The organism is Maritimimonas sp. 2210JD6-3, from assembly GCF_056591795.1.
The window spans coordinates 1-18,977 of record NZ_JBWQOJ010000050.1 but is presented as its reverse complement, the minus strand read 5'-3'; the positions used below and the strand labels follow the sequence as shown (position 1 = coordinate 18,977).

At 31.9% G+C, this 18,977-nt stretch carries 23 protein-coding genes; 11 read left to right on the top strand and 12 right to left on the bottom strand.

All coding sequences use genetic code 11. The annotated features are described in order from the left end of the window. Nucleotides 1-27 precede the first annotated feature (27 nt). Together AC1EUY_RS14910 and AC1EUY_RS14905 are read right to left on the bottom strand one after the other, a co-directional pair. Nucleotides 28-453, bottom strand: coding sequence for a DUF6438 domain-containing protein (locus AC1EUY_RS14910; protein ID WP_480196347.1), 426 nt, complete (start codon nucleotides 451-453; stop codon nucleotides 28-30). A gap of 54 nt (nucleotides 454-507) precedes the next feature. Next, on the bottom strand, nucleotides 508-1,530 hold the full coding sequence (locus AC1EUY_RS14905) for a zinc-binding metallopeptidase (RefSeq protein WP_480196346.1): 1,023 nt from the start codon (nucleotides 1,528-1,530) through the stop codon (nucleotides 508-510). Nucleotides 1,531-1,772: 242 nt separating this feature from the next. Here AC1EUY_RS14905 and AC1EUY_RS14900 point away from each other — a divergent pair, with 242 nt between their 5' ends. The 3 genes from AC1EUY_RS14900 to AC1EUY_RS14890 are packed head-to-tail and all read left to right on the top strand — an operon-like array spanning nucleotide 1,773 to nucleotide 5,810. Further along, the gene (locus AC1EUY_RS14900; protein ID WP_480196345.1) at nucleotides 1,773-2,282 is read left to right on the top strand and encodes an RNA polymerase sigma factor; all 510 of its coding nucleotides are present in this window, start codon (nucleotides 1,773-1,775) and stop codon (nucleotides 2,280-2,282) included. 52 nt (nucleotides 2,283-2,334) lie between these two features. Beyond that, nucleotides 2,335-3,237 carry a FecR family protein gene (locus AC1EUY_RS14895; protein WP_480196344.1) on the top strand — a complete coding sequence of 301 codons (903 nt, stop codon included), beginning with the start codon at nucleotides 2,335-2,337 and terminating at the stop codon, nucleotides 3,235-3,237. Beyond that, nucleotides 3,237-5,810, top strand: coding sequence for a TonB-dependent receptor plug domain-containing protein (locus AC1EUY_RS14890; protein ID WP_480196343.1), 2,574 nt, complete (start codon nucleotides 3,237-3,239; stop codon nucleotides 5,808-5,810). The genes AC1EUY_RS14895 and AC1EUY_RS14890 overlap by 1 nt, the downstream gene beginning before the upstream one ends. On the opposite strand, the gene AC1EUY_RS14885 is transcribed toward AC1EUY_RS14890, so the two are convergent. From AC1EUY_RS14885 to AC1EUY_RS14855, 7 genes are all read right to left on the bottom strand, one after another. Further along, nucleotides 5,811-6,062 carry a hypothetical protein gene (locus AC1EUY_RS14885; RefSeq protein WP_480196342.1) on the bottom strand — a complete coding sequence of 84 codons (252 nt, stop codon included), beginning with the start codon at nucleotides 6,060-6,062 and terminating at the stop codon, nucleotides 5,811-5,813. It abuts the gene before it with no gap. Further along, entirely contained in the window at nucleotides 6,062-6,388 is a 327-nt protein-coding gene (locus AC1EUY_RS14880; protein WP_480196341.1) for a nucleotide pyrophosphohydrolase, read from the bottom strand. Before AC1EUY_RS14880 ends, AC1EUY_RS14885 begins: the two co-directional genes overlap by 1 nt. Before the next feature lies 1 nt (nucleotide 6,389). Then, a complete protein-coding gene (gene lspA / locus AC1EUY_RS14875) occupies nucleotides 6,390-6,899 on the bottom strand; it encodes a signal peptidase II (protein WP_480196340.1) in 510 nt (169 codons plus the stop codon). 62 nt (nucleotides 6,900-6,961) lie between these two features. Next, on the bottom strand, nucleotides 6,962-7,612 hold the full coding sequence (gene aat, locus AC1EUY_RS14870; RefSeq protein ID WP_480196339.1) for a leucyl/phenylalanyl-tRNA--protein transferase: 651 nt from the start codon (nucleotides 7,610-7,612) through the stop codon (nucleotides 6,962-6,964). 3 nt (nucleotides 7,613-7,615) lie between these two features. Further along, entirely contained in the window at nucleotides 7,616-8,992 is a 1,377-nt protein-coding gene (locus tag AC1EUY_RS14865) for a short-chain fatty acid transporter (protein WP_480196338.1), read from the bottom strand. A 162-nt stretch (nucleotides 8,993-9,154) separates the two neighbouring features. Next, complete coding sequence (locus AC1EUY_RS14860; RefSeq protein WP_480196337.1) at nucleotides 9,155-9,529, bottom strand: DUF3127 domain-containing protein; 375 nt, start codon at nucleotides 9,527-9,529, stop codon at nucleotides 9,155-9,157. Between the two features lie 4 nt (nucleotides 9,530-9,533). Continuing rightward, entirely contained in the window at nucleotides 9,534-10,394 is an 861-nt protein-coding gene (locus tag AC1EUY_RS14855; protein WP_480196336.1) for a flavin reductase family protein, read from the bottom strand. Between the two features lie 97 nt (nucleotides 10,395-10,491). Between AC1EUY_RS14855 and AC1EUY_RS14850 the strand changes: the two genes are divergently transcribed. Beyond that, on the top strand, nucleotides 10,492-11,688 hold the full coding sequence (locus AC1EUY_RS14850) for a sensor histidine kinase (protein WP_480196335.1): 1,197 nt from the start codon (nucleotides 10,492-10,494) through the stop codon (nucleotides 11,686-11,688). Here the strand turns inward: AC1EUY_RS14850 and AC1EUY_RS14845 are convergent. Next, the gene (locus AC1EUY_RS14845) at nucleotides 11,683-12,072 is read right to left on the bottom strand and encodes an HIT family protein (RefSeq protein WP_480196334.1); all 390 of its coding nucleotides are present in this window, start codon (nucleotides 12,070-12,072) and stop codon (nucleotides 11,683-11,685) included. The genes AC1EUY_RS14850 and AC1EUY_RS14845 overlap by 6 nt on opposite strands. After that, nucleotides 12,072-12,548, bottom strand: a complete 477-nt coding sequence (gene greA, locus AC1EUY_RS14840; RefSeq protein ID WP_480196333.1) for a transcription elongation factor GreA — start codon at nucleotides 12,546-12,548, stop codon at nucleotides 12,072-12,074. The genes AC1EUY_RS14845 and greA overlap by 1 nt, the downstream gene beginning before the upstream one ends. 125 nt (nucleotides 12,549-12,673) lie before the next feature. On the opposite strand from greA, the gene AC1EUY_RS14835 reads away from it, so the two are divergent. The 7 genes from AC1EUY_RS14835 (at nucleotide 12,674) to AC1EUY_RS14805 (ending at nucleotide 18,245) form a co-directional block, all read left to right on the top strand. Beyond that, the gene (locus AC1EUY_RS14835; protein ID WP_480196332.1) at nucleotides 12,674-13,090 is read left to right on the top strand and encodes a Rieske (2Fe-2S) protein; all 417 of its coding nucleotides are present in this window, start codon (nucleotides 12,674-12,676) and stop codon (nucleotides 13,088-13,090) included. Further along, nucleotides 13,091-14,248: a 5-(carboxyamino)imidazole ribonucleotide synthase gene (locus tag AC1EUY_RS14830; RefSeq protein WP_480196331.1), complete on the top strand. Its 1,158-nt coding sequence runs from the start codon at nucleotides 13,091-13,093 to the stop codon at nucleotides 14,246-14,248. After that, on the top strand, nucleotides 14,245-15,042 hold the full coding sequence (locus tag AC1EUY_RS14825; protein ID WP_480196330.1) for a DUF2797 domain-containing protein: 798 nt from the start codon (nucleotides 14,245-14,247) through the stop codon (nucleotides 15,040-15,042). The genes AC1EUY_RS14830 and AC1EUY_RS14825 overlap by 4 nt, the downstream gene beginning before the upstream one ends. Before the next feature lie 304 nt (nucleotides 15,043-15,346). Beyond that, a complete protein-coding gene (locus AC1EUY_RS14820; RefSeq protein WP_480196329.1) occupies nucleotides 15,347-15,958 on the top strand; it encodes a hypothetical protein in 612 nt (203 codons plus the stop codon). 38 nt (nucleotides 15,959-15,996) lie between these two features. Then, nucleotides 15,997-16,644 carry a hypothetical protein gene (locus AC1EUY_RS14815; RefSeq protein WP_480196328.1) on the top strand — a complete coding sequence of 216 codons (648 nt, stop codon included), beginning with the start codon at nucleotides 15,997-15,999 and terminating at the stop codon, nucleotides 16,642-16,644. 178 nt (nucleotides 16,645-16,822) lie between these two features. Then, the gene (locus AC1EUY_RS14810) at nucleotides 16,823-17,614 is read left to right on the top strand and encodes a sensor histidine kinase (protein ID WP_480196327.1); all 792 of its coding nucleotides are present in this window, start codon (nucleotides 16,823-16,825) and stop codon (nucleotides 17,612-17,614) included. Continuing rightward, nucleotides 17,601-18,245: a response regulator gene (locus AC1EUY_RS14805; RefSeq protein WP_480196326.1), complete on the top strand. Its 645-nt coding sequence runs from the start codon at nucleotides 17,601-17,603 to the stop codon at nucleotides 18,243-18,245. The genes AC1EUY_RS14810 and AC1EUY_RS14805 overlap by 14 nt, the downstream gene beginning before the upstream one ends. A gap of 3 nt (nucleotides 18,246-18,248) precedes the next feature. On the opposite strand, the gene AC1EUY_RS14800 is transcribed toward AC1EUY_RS14805, so the two are convergent. After that, nucleotides 18,249-18,974: a queuosine precursor transporter gene (locus AC1EUY_RS14800; protein WP_480196348.1), complete on the bottom strand. Its 726-nt coding sequence runs from the start codon at nucleotides 18,972-18,974 to the stop codon at nucleotides 18,249-18,251. Nucleotides 18,975-18,977: the final 3 nt, after the last annotated feature.

The following is an 18,977-nucleotide window of genomic DNA, read 5'->3' as shown; positions in this document are numbered from 1 at the left end:
ATGTACTAATAACAGGTTACAAGAAACTTACCCTACCCTATCAATTAATTTTTCTATTTTTTTTATAATAGTTTTTACTTCTTCTGGCATCCGTTGCCCTTGAAATTCTATTTTCTTAGTACCATATTTGAGCACTGTGATCGGCAAATCCCGTATTTTCTTGTCAATAGGATTTTCTAAAGTTTTATAGCGAGCTTCATGAAATAAGCTTTCTATGTCTGCCAATTCTTCGGCTGTTATTTTCGTAGTGTATTTACCCTTTTTGCTAACATGATCGATACCATTATAGCTTACAATATTATTATTATATATAAAAAGATCATACGTTGAGCATTTACCAAAACACCGTTTCTTGGTCAATTGTATATACGCCTCTTGTGAGTTGAGCTTACTAGAGTTGCATGAAAAAATGAGTGGTGCGATTAGCATAAAAATTATCGTTAAGTTTTTCATCTTGTAAAATTTTGATAAAATGCTCACAACCCTATTGCGAGCATTTTTTATTATTTAATGTTTTAACTTGCAATGAGATTTTTTAGAATTCCCAAGTGTATTTGCTTGCTTCCAGCTTCCCGGTGCTGGTAATGCAAGAGAAATACCGCCTCTTTTAGCTCTCGATTGTGTGTTATTTCTAATATAATTACGCAGTTCTACCAATTCATTGTGCTCATACATTAATAGTAGTTTCTTTTCAGCGATTGTAGAACCAGAAGGCCTATCATTTCTTGTTACGAAAGTGGCAAATACTTCAGCTATATCTTCCCCAGGATTAGTAGCTGCATAATTCGTCACAAAACGATCTTGGTATTTTTCATAAAAATTCTGGTGAGAAGACTCACTATCTAGAGCTTGTTCAAATTCGCTCCAAATATCTGCCCAAAAGCTTTTGTGAAGTTTATTAATATACGATTGATTTTTAGCACAACCTTCACTTGTAAAAAAATTAGAGCAAGAGCTTTCAGTAATATTTGCATCAAGCTGCGTACTATTTAAAGTTAAAATATGACCGAATTCATGAATCAATGTATATGTTAGTTCTTGTTTATTGTCTGCATAGTTAATAGCAATACCCATATGCCATTTAGATAAATCTTGCTTGGTTTGATATACATAACCAGCGGAGCCAGAAACCTCCCCGTTATAAATCATAAATTCACTCATATAGCTTCTATAATTTGAAGGGATTATTTTTTTTGTTAACTCCCATATTTCTTGATGTTTGGCTACATCTTGCTGATAATTTAAATCTTGCCCCGAAACCTTATAGTCTTTAATTTTTTCTAAGTTATCACCACTTACTCTGTATAAAGTAATTTCTCCTTCAGAGCTAGTTTCAGTTCCTGATGATTCGTTATCATCTCCATCAGAACCATTATTATTGTTAGACTCATTATCTGAAGGTGTATCGTTTCCATTATCGGTAACTTCAGACCTAGGTGTTATAATTTCATCATCTCTATTACATGCACTAAACGTGATGGCGAAAAATATCACTAAAATTGTCCATGTGTTTATTCTTATCCATTTCATACATTCTATTTTAATGGGTTAATCTTTTTGTTTTGATATAAACAGGTTTAAAATGAAACACCCTACCTTTTATTTTAAAAGTTTTGAAAAACAAAAGCTACCTCTATTAAAGGCAGCTTTTGCAAATCAAAAAACCAAACTGTGCTTATATAAGCTTATGAAAATTACTATTCATATAACAAACCGATTAACTAAAAAATACCCTACCTATTTGCTTAAATATTTTTGTTAAGTTTGTTTTAATGAAAGAAAATCTATCTATCTGCGAACCAAAAGTCTTTGAAAAAGTATTTAATGAGCATGCTGAAACAGTTCGTAATTTTATTTTCTACAAATGTGGTGATATAAATCAAGCCGAAGATTTTACGCAAGAGGCTTTTGTGCGCTTATGGAAAAATTGTACAAAAGTATTGATTGAGAAGGTAAAGGCATTTCTATTCACAGTGGTAAATAATCTATTCTACAATGCATTTGAGCATAAAAAAGTAGTACTAAAATATGAACAAAGTTTTAATTCAAGAGAAAACCATGAAGACCCAAGTTTTCTCTTAGAAGAACAAGAATTTATGCAAAAATTGCAAAACGCTATTGCCAATTTAACAGAGGCACAGCGTGAAGTTTTTCTATTGAGTAGAATTGATAAAAAAAAGTATGCAGAGATAGCTGAGCTGTTAGGCATATCGGTAAAAGCCGTAGAAAAACGAATGCATAAAGCGCTAATCAGTCTTAGAAAAGAAATTAAAAATATTTGAGGTAGGGTAAACTTCTATATAACTGTTTATTAGTAAACATATAGGTCATTACATGGAACAAAATTACGATGAAACTTTTTTAGCACGCTGGATAAATGACGAGCTCACACCTGAAGAGCTTACCAATTTTGAGCGATCTGATGCCTTTAAAGACTATCAGAATATCAAAGAAGGTTCTGATAGGTTTCTTATGCCAGCTTTTGATAAAAAAGCAATATTTGATAAAGTGCAGCAAAAAATAATTACACAAACTAAGGTAAAAAAATTGATTCCAAATTGGGTGTATGCTACCGCAGCTTCTATAGCGCTACTTTTTGGAGGTTATTATTTCTTCAATTCTTCAACTACTGTTTCAACAAAATTTGGCGAACAACTTGCTGTCATTTTACCTGATAGTTCTGAAGTATGGCTAAATGCGAAGTCAAGCATACAGTATAATAAGAAAAAATGGGAAGATAAAAGAGAAATTAACCTCAACGGAGAGGCATTTTTTAAGGTTAAAAAAGGAACTTCATTTATAGTTAAAACTAAAAAAGGTAGTGTTGAAGTTTTAGGTACAGAATTTAACGTTATTTATCAAGACAACTACTTCGAAGTACTTTGTTATGAAGGAAAAGTTAAAACCAAAAGCAATACTGAAGAAGTTATTTTAACACGGGGAAAAGCTTTTAGAAATAATAACAATATTATAGAAGAATATACTTTCAGCGAGCCATTACCTTTATGGATACAAGGAGAATCTACGTTTAGAAGCGCTCCATTATTACAAGTAATCAAAGCATTAGAAAAACAATTCGATATTAAAATAGCGTTTCAAAATATAGATACAAATGAACGTTTTACTGGTAGTTTTAGTCATAAAGATCTCGAACTTGCTTTAAAAACAGTTTTCATTCCTATGGAAATAAATTATACTTTTAAAAACGAAAACACCGTTATTCTCGTTAAAGGTTAATGAAACGTTTCTTTTGGATTTTCTTATTGATCACTTCTCTTAGTTCTTATTCTCAAGAGACAGCTACTGTTAACTTTAATAATGATTCTTTAAAATCTGTTTTAACACAAATAGAACACGATTTTAACTTGCGTTTTTCATATTCAGATGCTATTATAAATAATCAACTTTTTACCTATACTGCAAAAAATATTTCTCTACAGATTATTCTCAATAAAATTCAACAAAGTTCAAACCTAGTTTTCGAAAAAGTTAACAACAGGTATTATATAATTAGAAAAAAGCAAGGTAACCTTCAAACTATTTGTGCTTATATTTTTGATCAAACAACCTTAGAAGTTTTAGAAAAAGCAGAAATCATTAACAACAATCAAGGTACAGGAGTCACCACAAACAAAAAAGGGTATTTTCAGCTTCATAATGTAAAGGATACAGATACAATAGCGATTCATTATTTAGGGTTTAAAACCCAAAAACTAATTGCCAAAGAGTTTAAAAAAGAATATTGTAATAAAATATATTTGGCAGCACTTAATGAACAACTCGAAGAGATTATTGTAAAAGAATATATTACCCAAGGTATTTCTCAAATTAATGATGGTACCACAAAAATAAAACCCAATACTCTTGGCATTCTGCCTGGATTAACCGAGCCCGATGTTCTTGAAAGTTTACAATCACTACCTGGTATTCAAAGCCCTAATGAAACGGCTTCTGGGTTGCATGTAAGAGGAGGCACGCCCGATCAAAATTTAATTCTATGGGACGGTATAAAGATTTATCACAGTGGTCATTTTTTCGGAATGATATCAGCATTCAATCCTTATATAACAGACGAAATAACGATTTATAAAAACGGAGCTAACGCCAAATACGGCAATAGAATATCTGGTGTTATTGATATTCACTCGCAGCAAAAAATCCCATTAAAAGTAAATGGTGGGTTTGGTTTTAATATGACACATGCTGATGCTTTTTTAAAAACACCATTATTTAATGAAAAACTAGGTCTAATCATTTCAGCAAGACGCTCTTTTAATGATATCATAAATACGTTTACTTATGACAAAATAAGTAAAAAAGTATTTCAGAATTCACGCATTGGTCAAAACCAACAAAATATAGAGGCTAATGAGGTAAATAACGATTTTTATTTCACCGATTTTAATGCGAAAGTTCTAGCTAGTCTTTCCAAAAAGGATAAGTTAGTTCTTAGTAGTCTATATGTAAAAAACAAATTAGATTATATAGCTAATTTTGATTATGAAGACATTGACGAAACTACTAGAGATGATCTAGAAATTGAGAATAATGGGTTTCAAGCTTCATGGGAAAGGAAATGGAATGAAAAATTCGAGCAAAGAATTAGTTTTAACAACTCTAATTATAACCTTAGATATAACGGAATTGATCAATTCGATCAAGATGACCGTATTGAAACCAATAAGAATAATGATATAAGCGAACTAGAAGTTCAAGCTGTAGCAATTACAAAATTAAATCAGAAAAACACAGTAGAACTTGGTTATCAATTTACAACAAATAATGTTTCTTTTTTAATACAAAATAATACCTCTTTTTCGCCTGAAGAAAGTTTTACAATTAGCGATGAAGCCAATAATACCACAAATGCTTTTTATGCTTCTTATCAATTTATAAATGCTAAAAAACTAATTATAAATGCTGGGTTACGTGCAAATTCTTTTTCTGTAACAGGTGATTTTTTTATAGAACCACGTTTACACATAGAAACTTACCTTACTAATGATCTAAGATTTAATTTATCAGGTGAAATAAAAAATCAATCAATAAGTCAAGTTATTGAGTTTGACACTTCTGATTTCGGATTAGAAAATCAGGTTTGGGCATTGCCTAACGGAGAAGACATCTCTATTTTAAATAGCAAACAGCTAAGCGCAGGGTTTAATTTTGATAAAAATAATTGGAATTTGAGTATAGAAGGGTACTACAAAGAAATAGATGGGCTCTCTTCGCTAACACGAGGATTTTCAAATACAACACAAGATTTCTCTAATGGAAAAAGTGATAATTATGGCATCGACATACTGATTAAAAAAAGAATTAAAAACTACAGAACCTGGATAAGCTATTCACTAGGCTGGTCAGATTTTATTTTTGATGACCTTAATGAAGGTGAAAAATTTTCAGGAAATTTTGATATTCGACATAACCTTAACTGGAATCACACTTTGAAATATAAAAATTTCAACTTTTCTCTCGGATGGAAATATAGAAGTGGTAAACCTTTTACCAATAGTACTGGATTGGATGAAAATGATCCTTTTGAAATTAATTTTGGAACTATTAATGCAAGTCGATTACCAAACTACCATCGACTAGATTTTTCTACAACGTATGATTTTCTATTTTCTAAAAACACTAACTGGAAAGGAAAAATTGGTATCTCTTTCTTAAATATTTATAATAAGCAAAACCTACTAGATAGATCTTATCAAGTGGGACAAAACTTTAACAACGATTTAGAATTAATCGAAAATGTTCAAAAAGGCTTACGCTTTACGCCTAATCTAGTTTTTAGGGTTAGATTTTAATTACTCTCTCATATTTTTTGCTGTTACAAACATAGCATAAGCGATACTAATAAATAATTTCGTTACTACAAAACGTAGCCACTTTCCTTCAGAAAAGTTTTTAGTAACTACAGCATTTATATCAAACTTTAAAATATCAGAAAAGCTATTAAAAAGCAAAGAAATAATGATCAATAAAACGAAAAATAGGATACCAATTCGAAAAACTATTTTCCAATAGCTTGGTTGTTTAACTAATTCTAAAAACTTCATTATTTAAGTTTTTCATTCGTATGATGCCGATTGTGATCTCGTTTAGTTTTTAGATCGAGTTTTTTGTCAAAAGCTTCTTGTAGATTAACACCAGTTTGGTTAGCAAGACATAATACAACAAATAGTACGTCTGCAAGCTCTTCTCCTAAATCTTTATTCTTATCAGACTCTTTTTCACTTTGTTCACCATAGCGTCTGGCAATAATTCGAGCAACCTCACCAACTTCTTCAGTTAATTGTGCCATATTAGTAAGTTCATTAAAATAACGAACCCCATGCGTTTTTATCCATTCATCAACGGTTAGTTGCGCATCTTTTATATTCATACTAGGCTATTTTAGTTTCCTTAGGTTTTCTATCAAAAATCGAGAATATTATAACAATTAATGTTCCTAAAACAATTGAGACATCAGCCATATTAAATATTTCAGTAGCGAAAAAGCCCAAATCAACATAGACAAAATCTGTCACAGAGCCATAGGCAATTCTATCAAATACATTGCCAATACCACCACCAACAATAAAGCAAAAACCTATCATAATTGGTAAAGTGTAATCTTTTGAGGTTAGTAAAACAATAAGCAAAACTAACAACACAATTGCAGGAATTATTTGAAGAATAATCTTTTTAGCTACCGGACTCAAATTTGCACCTAAACTATAAGCTGCTCCCGAATTTTCTACTTTAGTAAATATCAAGCTGTCATTTATAACATTAATACGTTCGTTTGATGAAATACGATCTCTGACCAAACTTTTAGAAATCTGATCACAACCAAAGTTTAAAAAAACCAAACTAAGAATAATGAGTATTCGTGTTAGTGGTTGTAGTTTCATTAGTACATTGCGTGTAGGTTACAGAATAAAACGGCATTTTAACTCAGTTATTCTATGAAGCATCAAAGATACTTTAAAAATTCTTTTCTAGATATTTCTTCTGCACCCAAGCTCGCTAAATGCTTATTATAAATCTGGCAATCTAATAATGTATAGTGCTCATTTTTCAATTTTTGAACAAGGTAAATAAATGCAATTTTTGAAGCATTTGAAACTTTACTAAACATACTTTCTCCACAAAAAACAGTTCCTAGATCAATTCCATATAAACCACCTACTAATTCTTTATCATTTCGATCAGAGTCTAGAAATCTCCATACCTCAACAGATTTTGCCCATCCTGCATTATGAAGCTTAATATAAGCTGTTTTCATCTCACCAGTAATCCAAGTACCCAATTGATCTTTACGGTTTATGGTTTTACAATGCTCTATAACCTGTTCAAACGCTTGATTAAAAGTGATTTCATACGCACCTTTACGGAGAATTTGTCTCATGCTTTTGGAAACTTTTAATTTCTCAGGAAACAATACCATCCTAGGATCTGGGCAGTACCAAACAATAGGATCGTCTTCAGAAAACCAAGGAAAAATTCCATTTTTATACGCTAATTGCAATCGCGCTACAGATAGGTCTCCTCCAATAGCTAATACTCCTTCAAGTGAAGCTGTTTCGGGGTTAGGAAACCAAAGGTCTTTATTGAGTACATACATAATTTAGAATAGCAAGAGCCCTAAAATATAAATAGCAGAACCTACAAACATTAGCAATAACGTATAGGGTAAAATCTCTTTTGCCTTTAATTTTGTAATCCCTAAAAGCGGTAATGCCCAAAAGGGTTGTAGCATATTTGTTATCTGATCTCCATAGGCTAATGCCATAATGGCTTTTGGTAAAGGCACACCCAATTTTAATGCAGATTCAACAACAATAGGGCCTTGTACTGCCCATTGCCCGCCACCACTTGGTACAAAAATATTGACTAAGCCCGCACTAAAAAATGTAAAAATAGGCAGCGTTGTTTCATTAGCTATAGAAACAAAAAAATCTGAGATACCATTTACCATACCTGTACTTTTCATAATACCCATGATACCAAAATATAACGGAAATTGAATCAGAATACCTGAAGTTCCTTTAATAGCTTCTTCAACAGCATTTAAAAAACTTTTAAAGCTACCATGCAGTATAATCGCTAAACCAATCATAAAGAAGTTGAGCATATTGGGTGTGATAATAAAATCGAGCAACTTTAATCTGTATTGAAAAACAAAAGCAAGAAGTATGATTACCCCAAATAATAAAGCTAACCATTTAGCGTAATCTAATTTTTCAGCCCCACTAATAGGTTGCTCTTGGTTAGATTTAAATTCATATTCGGGCAAATCAATAGGAGTCGTTTCTGTTGTGTTTGCTAAAAATCGTAAAAACAATGGCACAGCTACCAACACTACTGTAAAAATCAATAAATTCCACCAACTGAAAATTGTGCTATACGTTGATACTAACTCAGGTAGATTGGCAACTAATGAAACATCAGAAACACCCGTCATCAATTCTTTTAAATGACCTGCTTCTGCAACTTTTAACGGTGCAGATCCACTCATACCTCCATGCCAAATCATCAAGCCCACATACCCTGCTGCACCCACTAAAGGGTAATTAATTTCTATGTTATTTTTCTGTGCATGTTCACCTACTTTACGCGCTAAAATAGCGCCGAAAATGAGACCTAATCCCCAGTTAAAAAAAGAAACCAGCATCGTAGTAATACTTACCAAAACTACAGCGTTTTGTGTGTTGGTAACTAGATTTGTAATCTTTTGAATAAGCATACTCATGGGTTTACTTAATACGAGTACATGCCCCAATACTAATATCAACATCATTTGATACGCAAATACGAGTAAACCATTATTCCAAATGCCATGTTCCCAATAAGATAACACACTTAATAAATGAACATCATCACTTTGGTTCTCTGTAAACAAAAGTGCTATGAGTATTGTGAAAAGTGTTAACAATACCGCTATGGTAAAAGGAGAAGGTAAAAAACGCTTAAAAAGATTTTCTATAGTTTTTGTAATATTCATTTATAGAAATTAACCCAAGCAAATTAGTGCTTTCTAGGCAATAAAAAAAAGGCTCCAAAATTGAAGCCTTAATATTGTCGTCGTCATTACGAGGAATAAAATGACGTGGTAATCTTTTAAAAGATTGCTTCTTCGTTATTGACGAATTGCAATGACGAAATATTAAAACGGTAAATCGTCTGGTTCGTTTTCGGTAACTGAATCTGCAGGTTCAAAAGCATCAACAGCTTCTACTGGTGGAATTTGCTGACCTGTCACTGCTTGTTGCTTTTCAATTCTCCATCCTTGAATAGAGTTAAAATATTTTGCTTCACCTTCTGGATTGATCCATTCTCTACCTCGTAAATTGATGTTTACTTTTACATCTTCACCAACCTGAAAATTATTAAGCACATCACATTTATCTTGTACAAATTCAATCAACAACATTTGAGGGTATTGTTCATCGGTAGTTACTACCATTTCTCTTTTTCTAAAACCACTAGCTCCGTACGTCTTGGTTTCGTCAATTTTTTTGATCTTTCCTGTTACTTCCATAATATTATTTTAATAAAAGTACTTTCCAAGCACTTTCTACATCATTTTTTGCTAAAAACTCTTTGGCAAATGTATGTTTTTCTAGCGTGTTTTTTCTTGAAAATTGAGGATTATGCTTCGCAAAGTTATCAACAGCTTGTTGATTAGGCAGCGCTTCTACATTACCAAGCATCCCTAAATCATTACCCGTCAACACATCGCTTTTTCTAATAGTTTCAGGAACTTGATCTACGCCAATACCCAAAGTACTTAAAGGTTTTGGAATTTCAAAAAAGCCCTCTTTAGCCCTAGAATAGTAACTACCTCCTGCCCTTGCTACTAAATCTAATTTATGTTGATCTATAACACTATTTTCGTCTAAAACATGCTCGCTAATATGTAATTTAACCACTTCACAGACAATTAAATTACCCGCTCCACCTTGATCTCCTAACGGTACTATTTCATTTACTTTACATTCAAATTGTACCGGAGACTCTGCTACACGATACGGTGCTACAAAATCAGACGGCAACATAGTTAACCCAGCTTTTTTGAATTCGTTAACTCCTTTATCATATTCGGTACTCGATAATGACATCTGCTGTACAATAGCATGGTTTACTACATTAATTACTACTTCTTTCACCTGCATTACATTTTCTAAGGTATGTTTTGTTGTATTATTACGTACTCGTCTTGCAGGTGAAAATATCATAATAGGCGGATTCGCGCTAAAAACATTAAAAAAGCTAAAAGGAGATAAGTTTGGCCTACCTTCCCTATCAATAGTGCTCGCAAAAGCAATAGGTCTTGGTGCTATTGCACTCAATAAATATGAATGCAACTTTTGTGTTGTTATTTTTTTAGGATCTATCGTTAACATCTATGATTTTTTGAATTGTAAAATTACACAATATCAGGCGATATAATTTGAACACAATTTTTTTACTTATCTAAAAGATAATTTTATATTTGTTAAAATGAATCTCCCCCAGAATAAGAATTTACTTCGTTGGTTACTTGGTATTGCTGCTTTTTTAGTTGTTGCCCTTATTTTATGGAATACAAATGTGTTTTTTCAAAAGTTTAAGCAAGAAGAGCGACAGAAAATGGAAGTAATTGCTGGTGCAATGAAAAACATGAATTCTCCTGATTTAAATAAAGATATAAGTTTAGAAGGAGAGATTTTAACCAATAACACAAATATTCCAATGATTGTTACTTGGAATGATGGCTCTATAAAATTTTGGGCAAACTTAGATGTTGAGAGAACATTTGATTTCAAAAACCTACCAATCGAAGATAGGCTTTACCTTACAAATCAACTTAAAAAAATGAAGAGCGAGAATAAACCCTTAACGGTTACTTATGCTTCGGAAAAGTCTGAAAAAGGAGAGACTACTGATTACATTTATTATAAAGATTCTGATCTATTAAATAGGTTACGATATTACCCTTTAGCTTTACTCCTAATTTTACTTTTATTTGGGACAGTAATTTATATGGTTTTTAAAACCAATAAATCAGCCGAACAAAATAGATTGTGGGCGGGTCTTGCTAAAGAAACAGCACATCAAATAGGTACGCCATTATCTTCCTTATTAGGATGGGTAGAAATATTGCGTATGGAAAATGCCGATGAAGCTACCGTAGTCGAAATCGAAAAAGATGTAGAACGTTTAAATACCATTGCTGATCGTTTTTCTAAAATTGGTTCTATACCCAAGTTAGATCGTTATGATGTTGTTCTAGAAACTAAAAAAGCATACGACTACTATGAATCTAGAAGTTCAAAGTTGATCGATTTTAGTTTAGAAATAACAAATAAAGAAAAGATTTATGCGATGATCAATGCACAACTATTTAGTTGGGTAATCGAAAATCTTGTTAAAAATGCTATTGATGCGATGCAAGGCAAAGGAAGCATCGCAATCAAAATTGCTTCTAAAGATGATAAATACGTAAAAATCGATGTTTCCGATTCTGGAAAAGGCATCCCGAAAAATCTGTTTAAAAAAATATTCGACCCAGGTTATACTACAAAAAAACGTGGCTGGGGGCTAGGTCTATCACTCACGAAACGTATTGTAGAAGATTATCATGGAGGAAAAATCTATGTAGAAAAATCTGAATTAGGCAAAGGCACTACATTTACTGTCCTCTTAAACGAACTATAAATGCGCTGCAATTGTTTTTGCAATCGTTTCAAATTCTTCCTTGGTCAAGCTAACTTTTTTCTTAAAATTAATGTCACTCATCGAATTTAGCGGAATTAAATGCACATGCACATGGGGTACTTCTAAACCAATTACAGACATTCCGATACGCAAACAAGGAATCGTTTTTTCAAGAGCTATAGCTATCTTTCTAGAAAACTCTAGCAATCCAGTATAGGTTTCTTTATCTAAGTCAAAAAATTTATTCACCTCTTTTTTAGGCACAACTAGCGTATGCCCTTTAGCGTTTGGATTAATATCTAAAAACGCAAAAAAATCATCATTTTCAGCAACCTTATAACAAGGTATATCTCCATTAATTATTTTTGTGAAAATAGATGCCATTATGCTCTGGTGATTTCTAATATTTCAAATTTCATTACCCCATTTGGCGCTTGTATTTCAGCGATATCACCTACAGAATTACCTAATAAACCCTTACCAATAGGAGAATTTACAGATATCTTTCCTGTTTTAAAATCGGCTTCAGAGTCTGCAACTAATGTATAAGTAAATTCCATCTTATTAGCTGTATTTTTTATTTTAACTGTCGATAATGCCAAAACTTTAGAAGTATCTAATTGACTTTCGTCTATAAGACGCGCACTAGCCACAACATTTTTTAACTGTGCTATTTTAAATTCTAATAAAGATTGTTCTTCTTTTGCTGCATGATATTCTGCATTTTCACTTAAGTCTCCTTTGTCTCTTGCCTCAGCAATTTCGTTAGACACTCGTGGCCTTTCAACATGTTCTAAATGTTCTAATTCTTCTTTTAGTTTTTTTAAACCTTCTGCCGTATAGTATGCTACTTTACTCATAATTACATTATTTAAATAAACAAAAATCTCAAACAGAAGCATTCTGCATGAGATTCGCATACAAATGTACAAAATATTTTAATTTGCAAGCTTATTTACTAACTTGCAGCAGTTAATTCATAAGTATGAAAAAATCGCTCTTCATCCTGTTTTTTGTTACTATTTTAGGGTGTACTAGTAATGATGATGGAAATTCAATTTTGCCGAATGTACCTGTGAACGTAACGATTAATCTGAATTTGGCTTTATATCAAGATTTATTATTTGATAACGGCACAGCATTTATACCGAATCAAGGTATTAAAGGTATTATTGTTTTTAGGTTTTCTTCATCTCAATATTTAGCATGGGATGCCGCTTGCCCACATATTTCCCCGAATCAATGCTCTACTATGCGTATTAATGGTGTAAAAATGGTGTGCGAATGCGATAGTAGCGAATTTTCAATTCTTGATGGTTCGCCTTTAAGCGGAACACAGCTTGCCGCACGACAATATAGAGCAACCCGAAGCGGCAATTCATTAACCATAACTAATTTTTAAGTGGCAAATTATTTTTCATCAGATTTTAAGTTAGGTATTCTTGGCGGAGGTCAACTAGGTCGAATGTTGTTGACCGAAACACAAAAATTTGATATCTATACTGCTATACTCGATAGCTCAAAAAATGCGCCCTGTGCTACTATTTGTAATGAATTTCATCAAGGTGATTTGCTAGATTATCATACTGTCTATGAATTTGGAAAGAAAGTAAGCTTGCTAACTATTGAAATAGAAAATGTAAATGTTGATGCATTGGAAGCCTTAGAAAGTGAAGGATTACCAGTGTTTCCTTCGTCTAAAACCATTAGAACCATTCAGAACAAGGCAATACAAAAACTTTTCTATAGAGATCATAACATCCCTACTGCAGATTTTTCTCGCTTTGCTTTTGCTCATGAAATCAAAGACGCTATTTCTAATGGAGGATTAGCGTATCCTTTTGTCTGGAAGAGTGCGCGCTTTGGTTATGATGGTACTGGGGTAAAGATTGTTAAGTCAGAAAAAGATATCACCCAACTTCCAAATGTGGAATGTATCGCTGAAGAATTAATTCCTTTTAAAAATGAATTGGCAGTCATTGTTGCTAGAAATTCAAGTGGTATGGTCAAGGCATATCCTGTGGTTGAAATGGAATTTCATCCCGAAGCCAATCAGGTAGAGTATGTTATTTGTCCAGCAAGAATTGATGACAATATAGCTAAAAAAGCTACAGAAATCGCCTTAAACGTAGCTGATGCATTTAAACATGTAGGCTTACTTGCCGTAGAGATGTTTCAAACAGAAGATGATAAAATCATCGTAAATGAAGTAGCTCCACGACCTCATAATAGCGGTCATTACAGTATTGAAGCTTCTTATGTGAATCAATTTGAACAGCACATTCGTGCTATTTTGAATTTACCTTTAGGAAATCCCTCCAGTAAAGTTGGCGGCATTATGGTGAATTTAGTGGGTGCCGAAAATTACACTGGCAATGTGATATATAAAAATATTGATGCTGTTTTAGCTATCGATGGTGCCACTCCTCATATTTATGGAAAAAAAATAACAAAACCTTTTCGTAAGATGGGACATATTACTATTACGCATAAAAATATACATGAGGCCAGAAAAATAGCACAAAAAGTAAAAGAAACCGTTAAAGTTATAAGCAAATGAAATATCAAGGGGTTTTAAAAAAAATGAAAACTGAGTTTTTAAGCCCAATTGCTTATTATCTCGATATGGGTACTGATTTTATTAATGTAAATCAATTACTTGATAAAGAAATTCAGTTAGATTTTGTAAAACACGAATGCTTAAACTGTGGCTTAGATAAACCGATTTATAGACAGGGATTTTGTAAAGGTTGTTTTTATGAAACCCCAAGAGCAGGTGATTGGATTATGCGACCAGAGCTAAGTACTGCCCATCTAGATAAAGAAGATCGAGACTTAGCCTATGAAAAAGCAATGCAATTGCAACCACATATTGTTTATCTAGCAAACTCAAGTAATGTTAAAGTAGGAGTTACCCGAAAACAACAAGTACCTACACGATGGATAGATCAAGGTGCGCACGAGGCCATAGAAATTGTAGAAGTACCGAATCGCTACCTTGCTGGAATTACTGAAGTTGCTTTAAAAGAACACATATCAGATAAAACCAACTGGCGAAAAATGCTAACCAATGATGTTGAAGATTTAGATCTAGCTTCTGAAAAACAACGATTAGCCTCTTTTATTCCTAATGAAGTCAAAGAATATTACATACAGGGGACCTCTAAAGAAACTGTAATAGAGTTTCCCGTAAAAACATATCCCACCAAGGTAAAAAGTTTAAATATTGAAAAAGAACAATCGTATCGTGGCATTCTAAAGGGCATAAAGGGACAATATTTTATTTTTGAAGATGCTACGGTGTTTAACGTGCGCGCTAATGAAGGATTAGTAGTTCGTATTTCAATAAAATAAAAAACTTATATTTTGGTCCTTTTCATAGCAACTTTCCCAGCTTTATTATCTAAATACCGAAAAGTCTTTTTCATAGCATTAGGAGATTAAGGAGTATTGACCAAAATATAAGTTTCTGTAACTAACCCAAATAATTAACTCTAAAATATTTACACTACAAAGATGCAGCCTCTTTTATGTCTTTACAAGAGGTTTATTCCTGAATTTGATAAGGGTTTTTCCTGTATAAAAAAGGGGCATTTTCCCCTTTACTATTCTTAGCTTTTATTGGTAATTTGCAGCTACTAATCATAAACCCTTTATTATGGAAAATCTCAAACGACCAGCAGTAGTATTAAATCTTATTCTAATTGCATTACTCGCATTTTTATTATTACGTGATTGCAATACTAATAAACCAAAACCGGAAACAGATTCAATAGACCTTCAAAGACTTAAAAAAGATTTACTTAGCAATGATCAAGTATTCGAATTTTACAAAAACTACAATAAGAAAGATAGTGTAGTAAGTGACTATGTGAGGAATAGTCAAAGAAGACCTGATTTTAATGATACCAGATCTGTAATTTTTGAATTTGATGTTTTAGATGATTATCTAGAATACATTAAACAAGTATCTAGAGAACATAAAGTAACTCCTAAAGGGATTAAAGTAACTTTTGGTTCTTTCAAAGATAAAGGCAATACTCCATTTCAATCCAATGTATTTTTTACACCAACTAAATCGAATGGAAGAGCAGAGTCATCTTATACTATTAGTGGAGGAAAAATTGTCCTTTTTAAAGATTTAAAAAACAAGCCAGACGTTCAACAGGGAGGGTTTATGCTGACTAATAGTATTCAAGATGAAGGTTTAGGTATTAATGGTGGGACACCAGTTCCACCACCACATAGTGGAGATGATGATTTCGATTAATATTAATTAATATTTAAAAATAATTATACGATTATAATATGTTAAAAGTCTTACTATTATCAGAGATAATAGCTGCCATTTTTGCCACATTCTTTTATTGGAAATATAAAGGCACAGCATTGAAATACATTTTAATTATTCTCTGGTCTGTTGTGATTACCGAGCAATTAGGAAGTATCATGGCTACTAAAAGAGTTTGGTTATATAAAGATGAATATAGTTACTGGCTATTTAACATTATGTTCCCAATTTGGAAAATAATGTATCTCTTAATTTTTTACAGATTACTTGAAACAGTAAATTTCAAAAAATGGGTAAAAGGATTCATGGTATTATATCTTTTGGCAGTAGCTATTAACTGGTTATTCTTAGAAAATTTTCTAACAAGTTTAGAAAGTCATTCAAGAATTATCGGATCTTTATTCCTTGTTATCTCAGCTATTTTTTATTTAGTAGAGTTATTAAGATCAGACAAAATTCTATTATTTCATAGAAAACTGCTGTTTTGGATTAGCGTAGGGATTCTAATTTTTTACGGGGGAACCATTCCATTTTCTATTGTTCAAAATTATTACTCAACATTTGATTATGTACACAATTTATATCATACTGTATATATTCTGGGTTCTTTGATGTATCTAATTTTCACATTTGGTTTTATATGGAGCAGGAAAGAATCACACTAATAATTATAATTAGCACCATTGTGGTACTGATTTTTGCTATTGCCATGATTGTGTTATTTAGCATATTTCAACAGGCTAAAAATAAATATTTGTCAGATAATAAAGCATTACGAAGTATTATAAAAGAAGTTGATTTGAATCATAACTAACACTAAGTTTCATTAACTTAGTAGCAATTATGGATACTGGCAATAACACTTTAATAATTATCATTACAACGTTAACCGTTGTAATATTAGTGGTGGTAATCATAATTATCTTTAGTATTTTTCAAAATAGAAAAACAAAATTCTTATTAGAAAAAAGGGCCAATGAGATTCGATTTGAAGAAGAGATTATTAAATCGCAATTAGAAACACAAGAACAGACCTTACAAAATATAAGTTGGGAATTACACGATCATGTAGGGCAATTGCTATCAGTAGCCAAAATGCAATTAAATATCTTACAACCTAGCGTTGCTAATGATCAAAAACAAATTCTAGATGAAACTAGCGAGATCATCTCAGAAAGTTTACAAGAAATACGTATGCTTTCTAAGCTTTTAAACCCTGAGACCGTTAAAAATATGGGTTTAGAAAAATCTATCGAATTAGAATTACATCGTTTTAATAGGCTTAATTTTTTAGAAGCAGATTTAGAAGTGAATGGCGACTCAATAGCTATCGATAAAAAAGACGAGATCATTCTTTTTAGAATATTACAAGAATTTTTATCGAACACTATAAAATATGCAAAAGCAAAATCGTTAAAAGTAACGTTAAATTATACCAATGATTTTTTAGAAATCATTGCCAAAGATTCGGGCGTAGGGTTTGAGAAGAGTAAAATTAACTTAGGTTCTGGTTTAATAAATATGCAAAGTAGAGCTAAACTTATTAATGCAGCTTTTAATATGAAATCTAAAAAAAATAAGGGCGTAATGCTCACTTTAAAATATCCTTTAGAAAAAAAATATGAAAAAGTATAATGTAGTAATCGTAGATGACCATTTATTATTTGCACAATCTTTAAAAGGATTAGTAGATTCATTCGATGAATTTAATGTATTGTATCATGCAAAAAACGGTCAAGAATTAATAGATAAATTAAGTGCTATTTCAAATGATCCAGATATCATTTTAATGGATGTGAAAATGCCTGTAATGAATGGTATCGAAACAACAGATTGGTTAAGTAAAAATAAACCTAATATAAAGGTCTTAGCCCTATCTATGGAAGATGATGAGGTATTAATTATTAAAATAATTAGAAAAGGTGCACGCGGTTATATGCTAAAAGATATTCACCCTAATGAATTAAAAACCGCGCTGACCGAAGTACTTACCGAAGGTTTTTACCATACGAAACATGTATCAAAAACATTACAGAGATCTTTTAATCAGGATTTGAGCGATTTACCTTCCTTAAACCCTAATGAACTAGAAATGATTAAACTGGCATGTTCAGAAAAAACCTACAAAGAAATTGCTCAAGAAATGGCATTAAGCCCTAAAACCATAGATGGGTATAGAGACTCTTTATTTAAAAAATTAGGTGTGAAAACGAGAGTGGGGCTCGTAATGTATGCTATGAAGCATAGAATACATGATATTCTTTAAGGATTAAATACCTTTTATCTCATCTATATTATTTGACTCTCCTAAAAAGTCAATCTCTTCATGTATTTCAAGCTTAAATTTTCTACGAAGCATTCCTACAAACAGATACAATAATGGTGTATCTAATGCGGCAACAATAATCTTAAATAAGAATCCGCTTAAAAGTAGATCATAAAAAATATTCCATGGTAAAACCCCGAAAGAGCAAAGTAGTAATAACACTGTGACGGTATCAACGAACTGAGAGGTAAACGTTGAAAAATTATTACGAAGCCATAAATGCTTTCCTTTGGTGTAATCTTTCCAAAAATGGAAAATGCGTATATCTATAAACTGCGCAAATAAATACGCTAACATTGAAGCCAATACTGCCAAAGGTGATAAACCAAATACTTTTGTAAAAGTTTCATTGGTAACAGGTGAAGCATCAATAGCAGGTACTTTGTCAGCTACTAAGATAATGCCCATCGAAAATACCGAAGCAAAAATTCCAGCTAAAACAACCTCATTAGCTTTCTTCTTACCATAGACTTCAGAAATTATATCTGTTATTAAAAAAGTAATTGGGTAGGGCAAAATACCGACAGAAATTTCAAATCTAAATAGGCCTAATGGATTCCAGTAAAAGAATTTTTGAAAAATTAAATTCGATACTACTAGTGAACATATAAATAAGGACGCAAGAATAAGATAAATTCTATAGGCTTGTTTTTTTTGTTGTAAATTCATAAT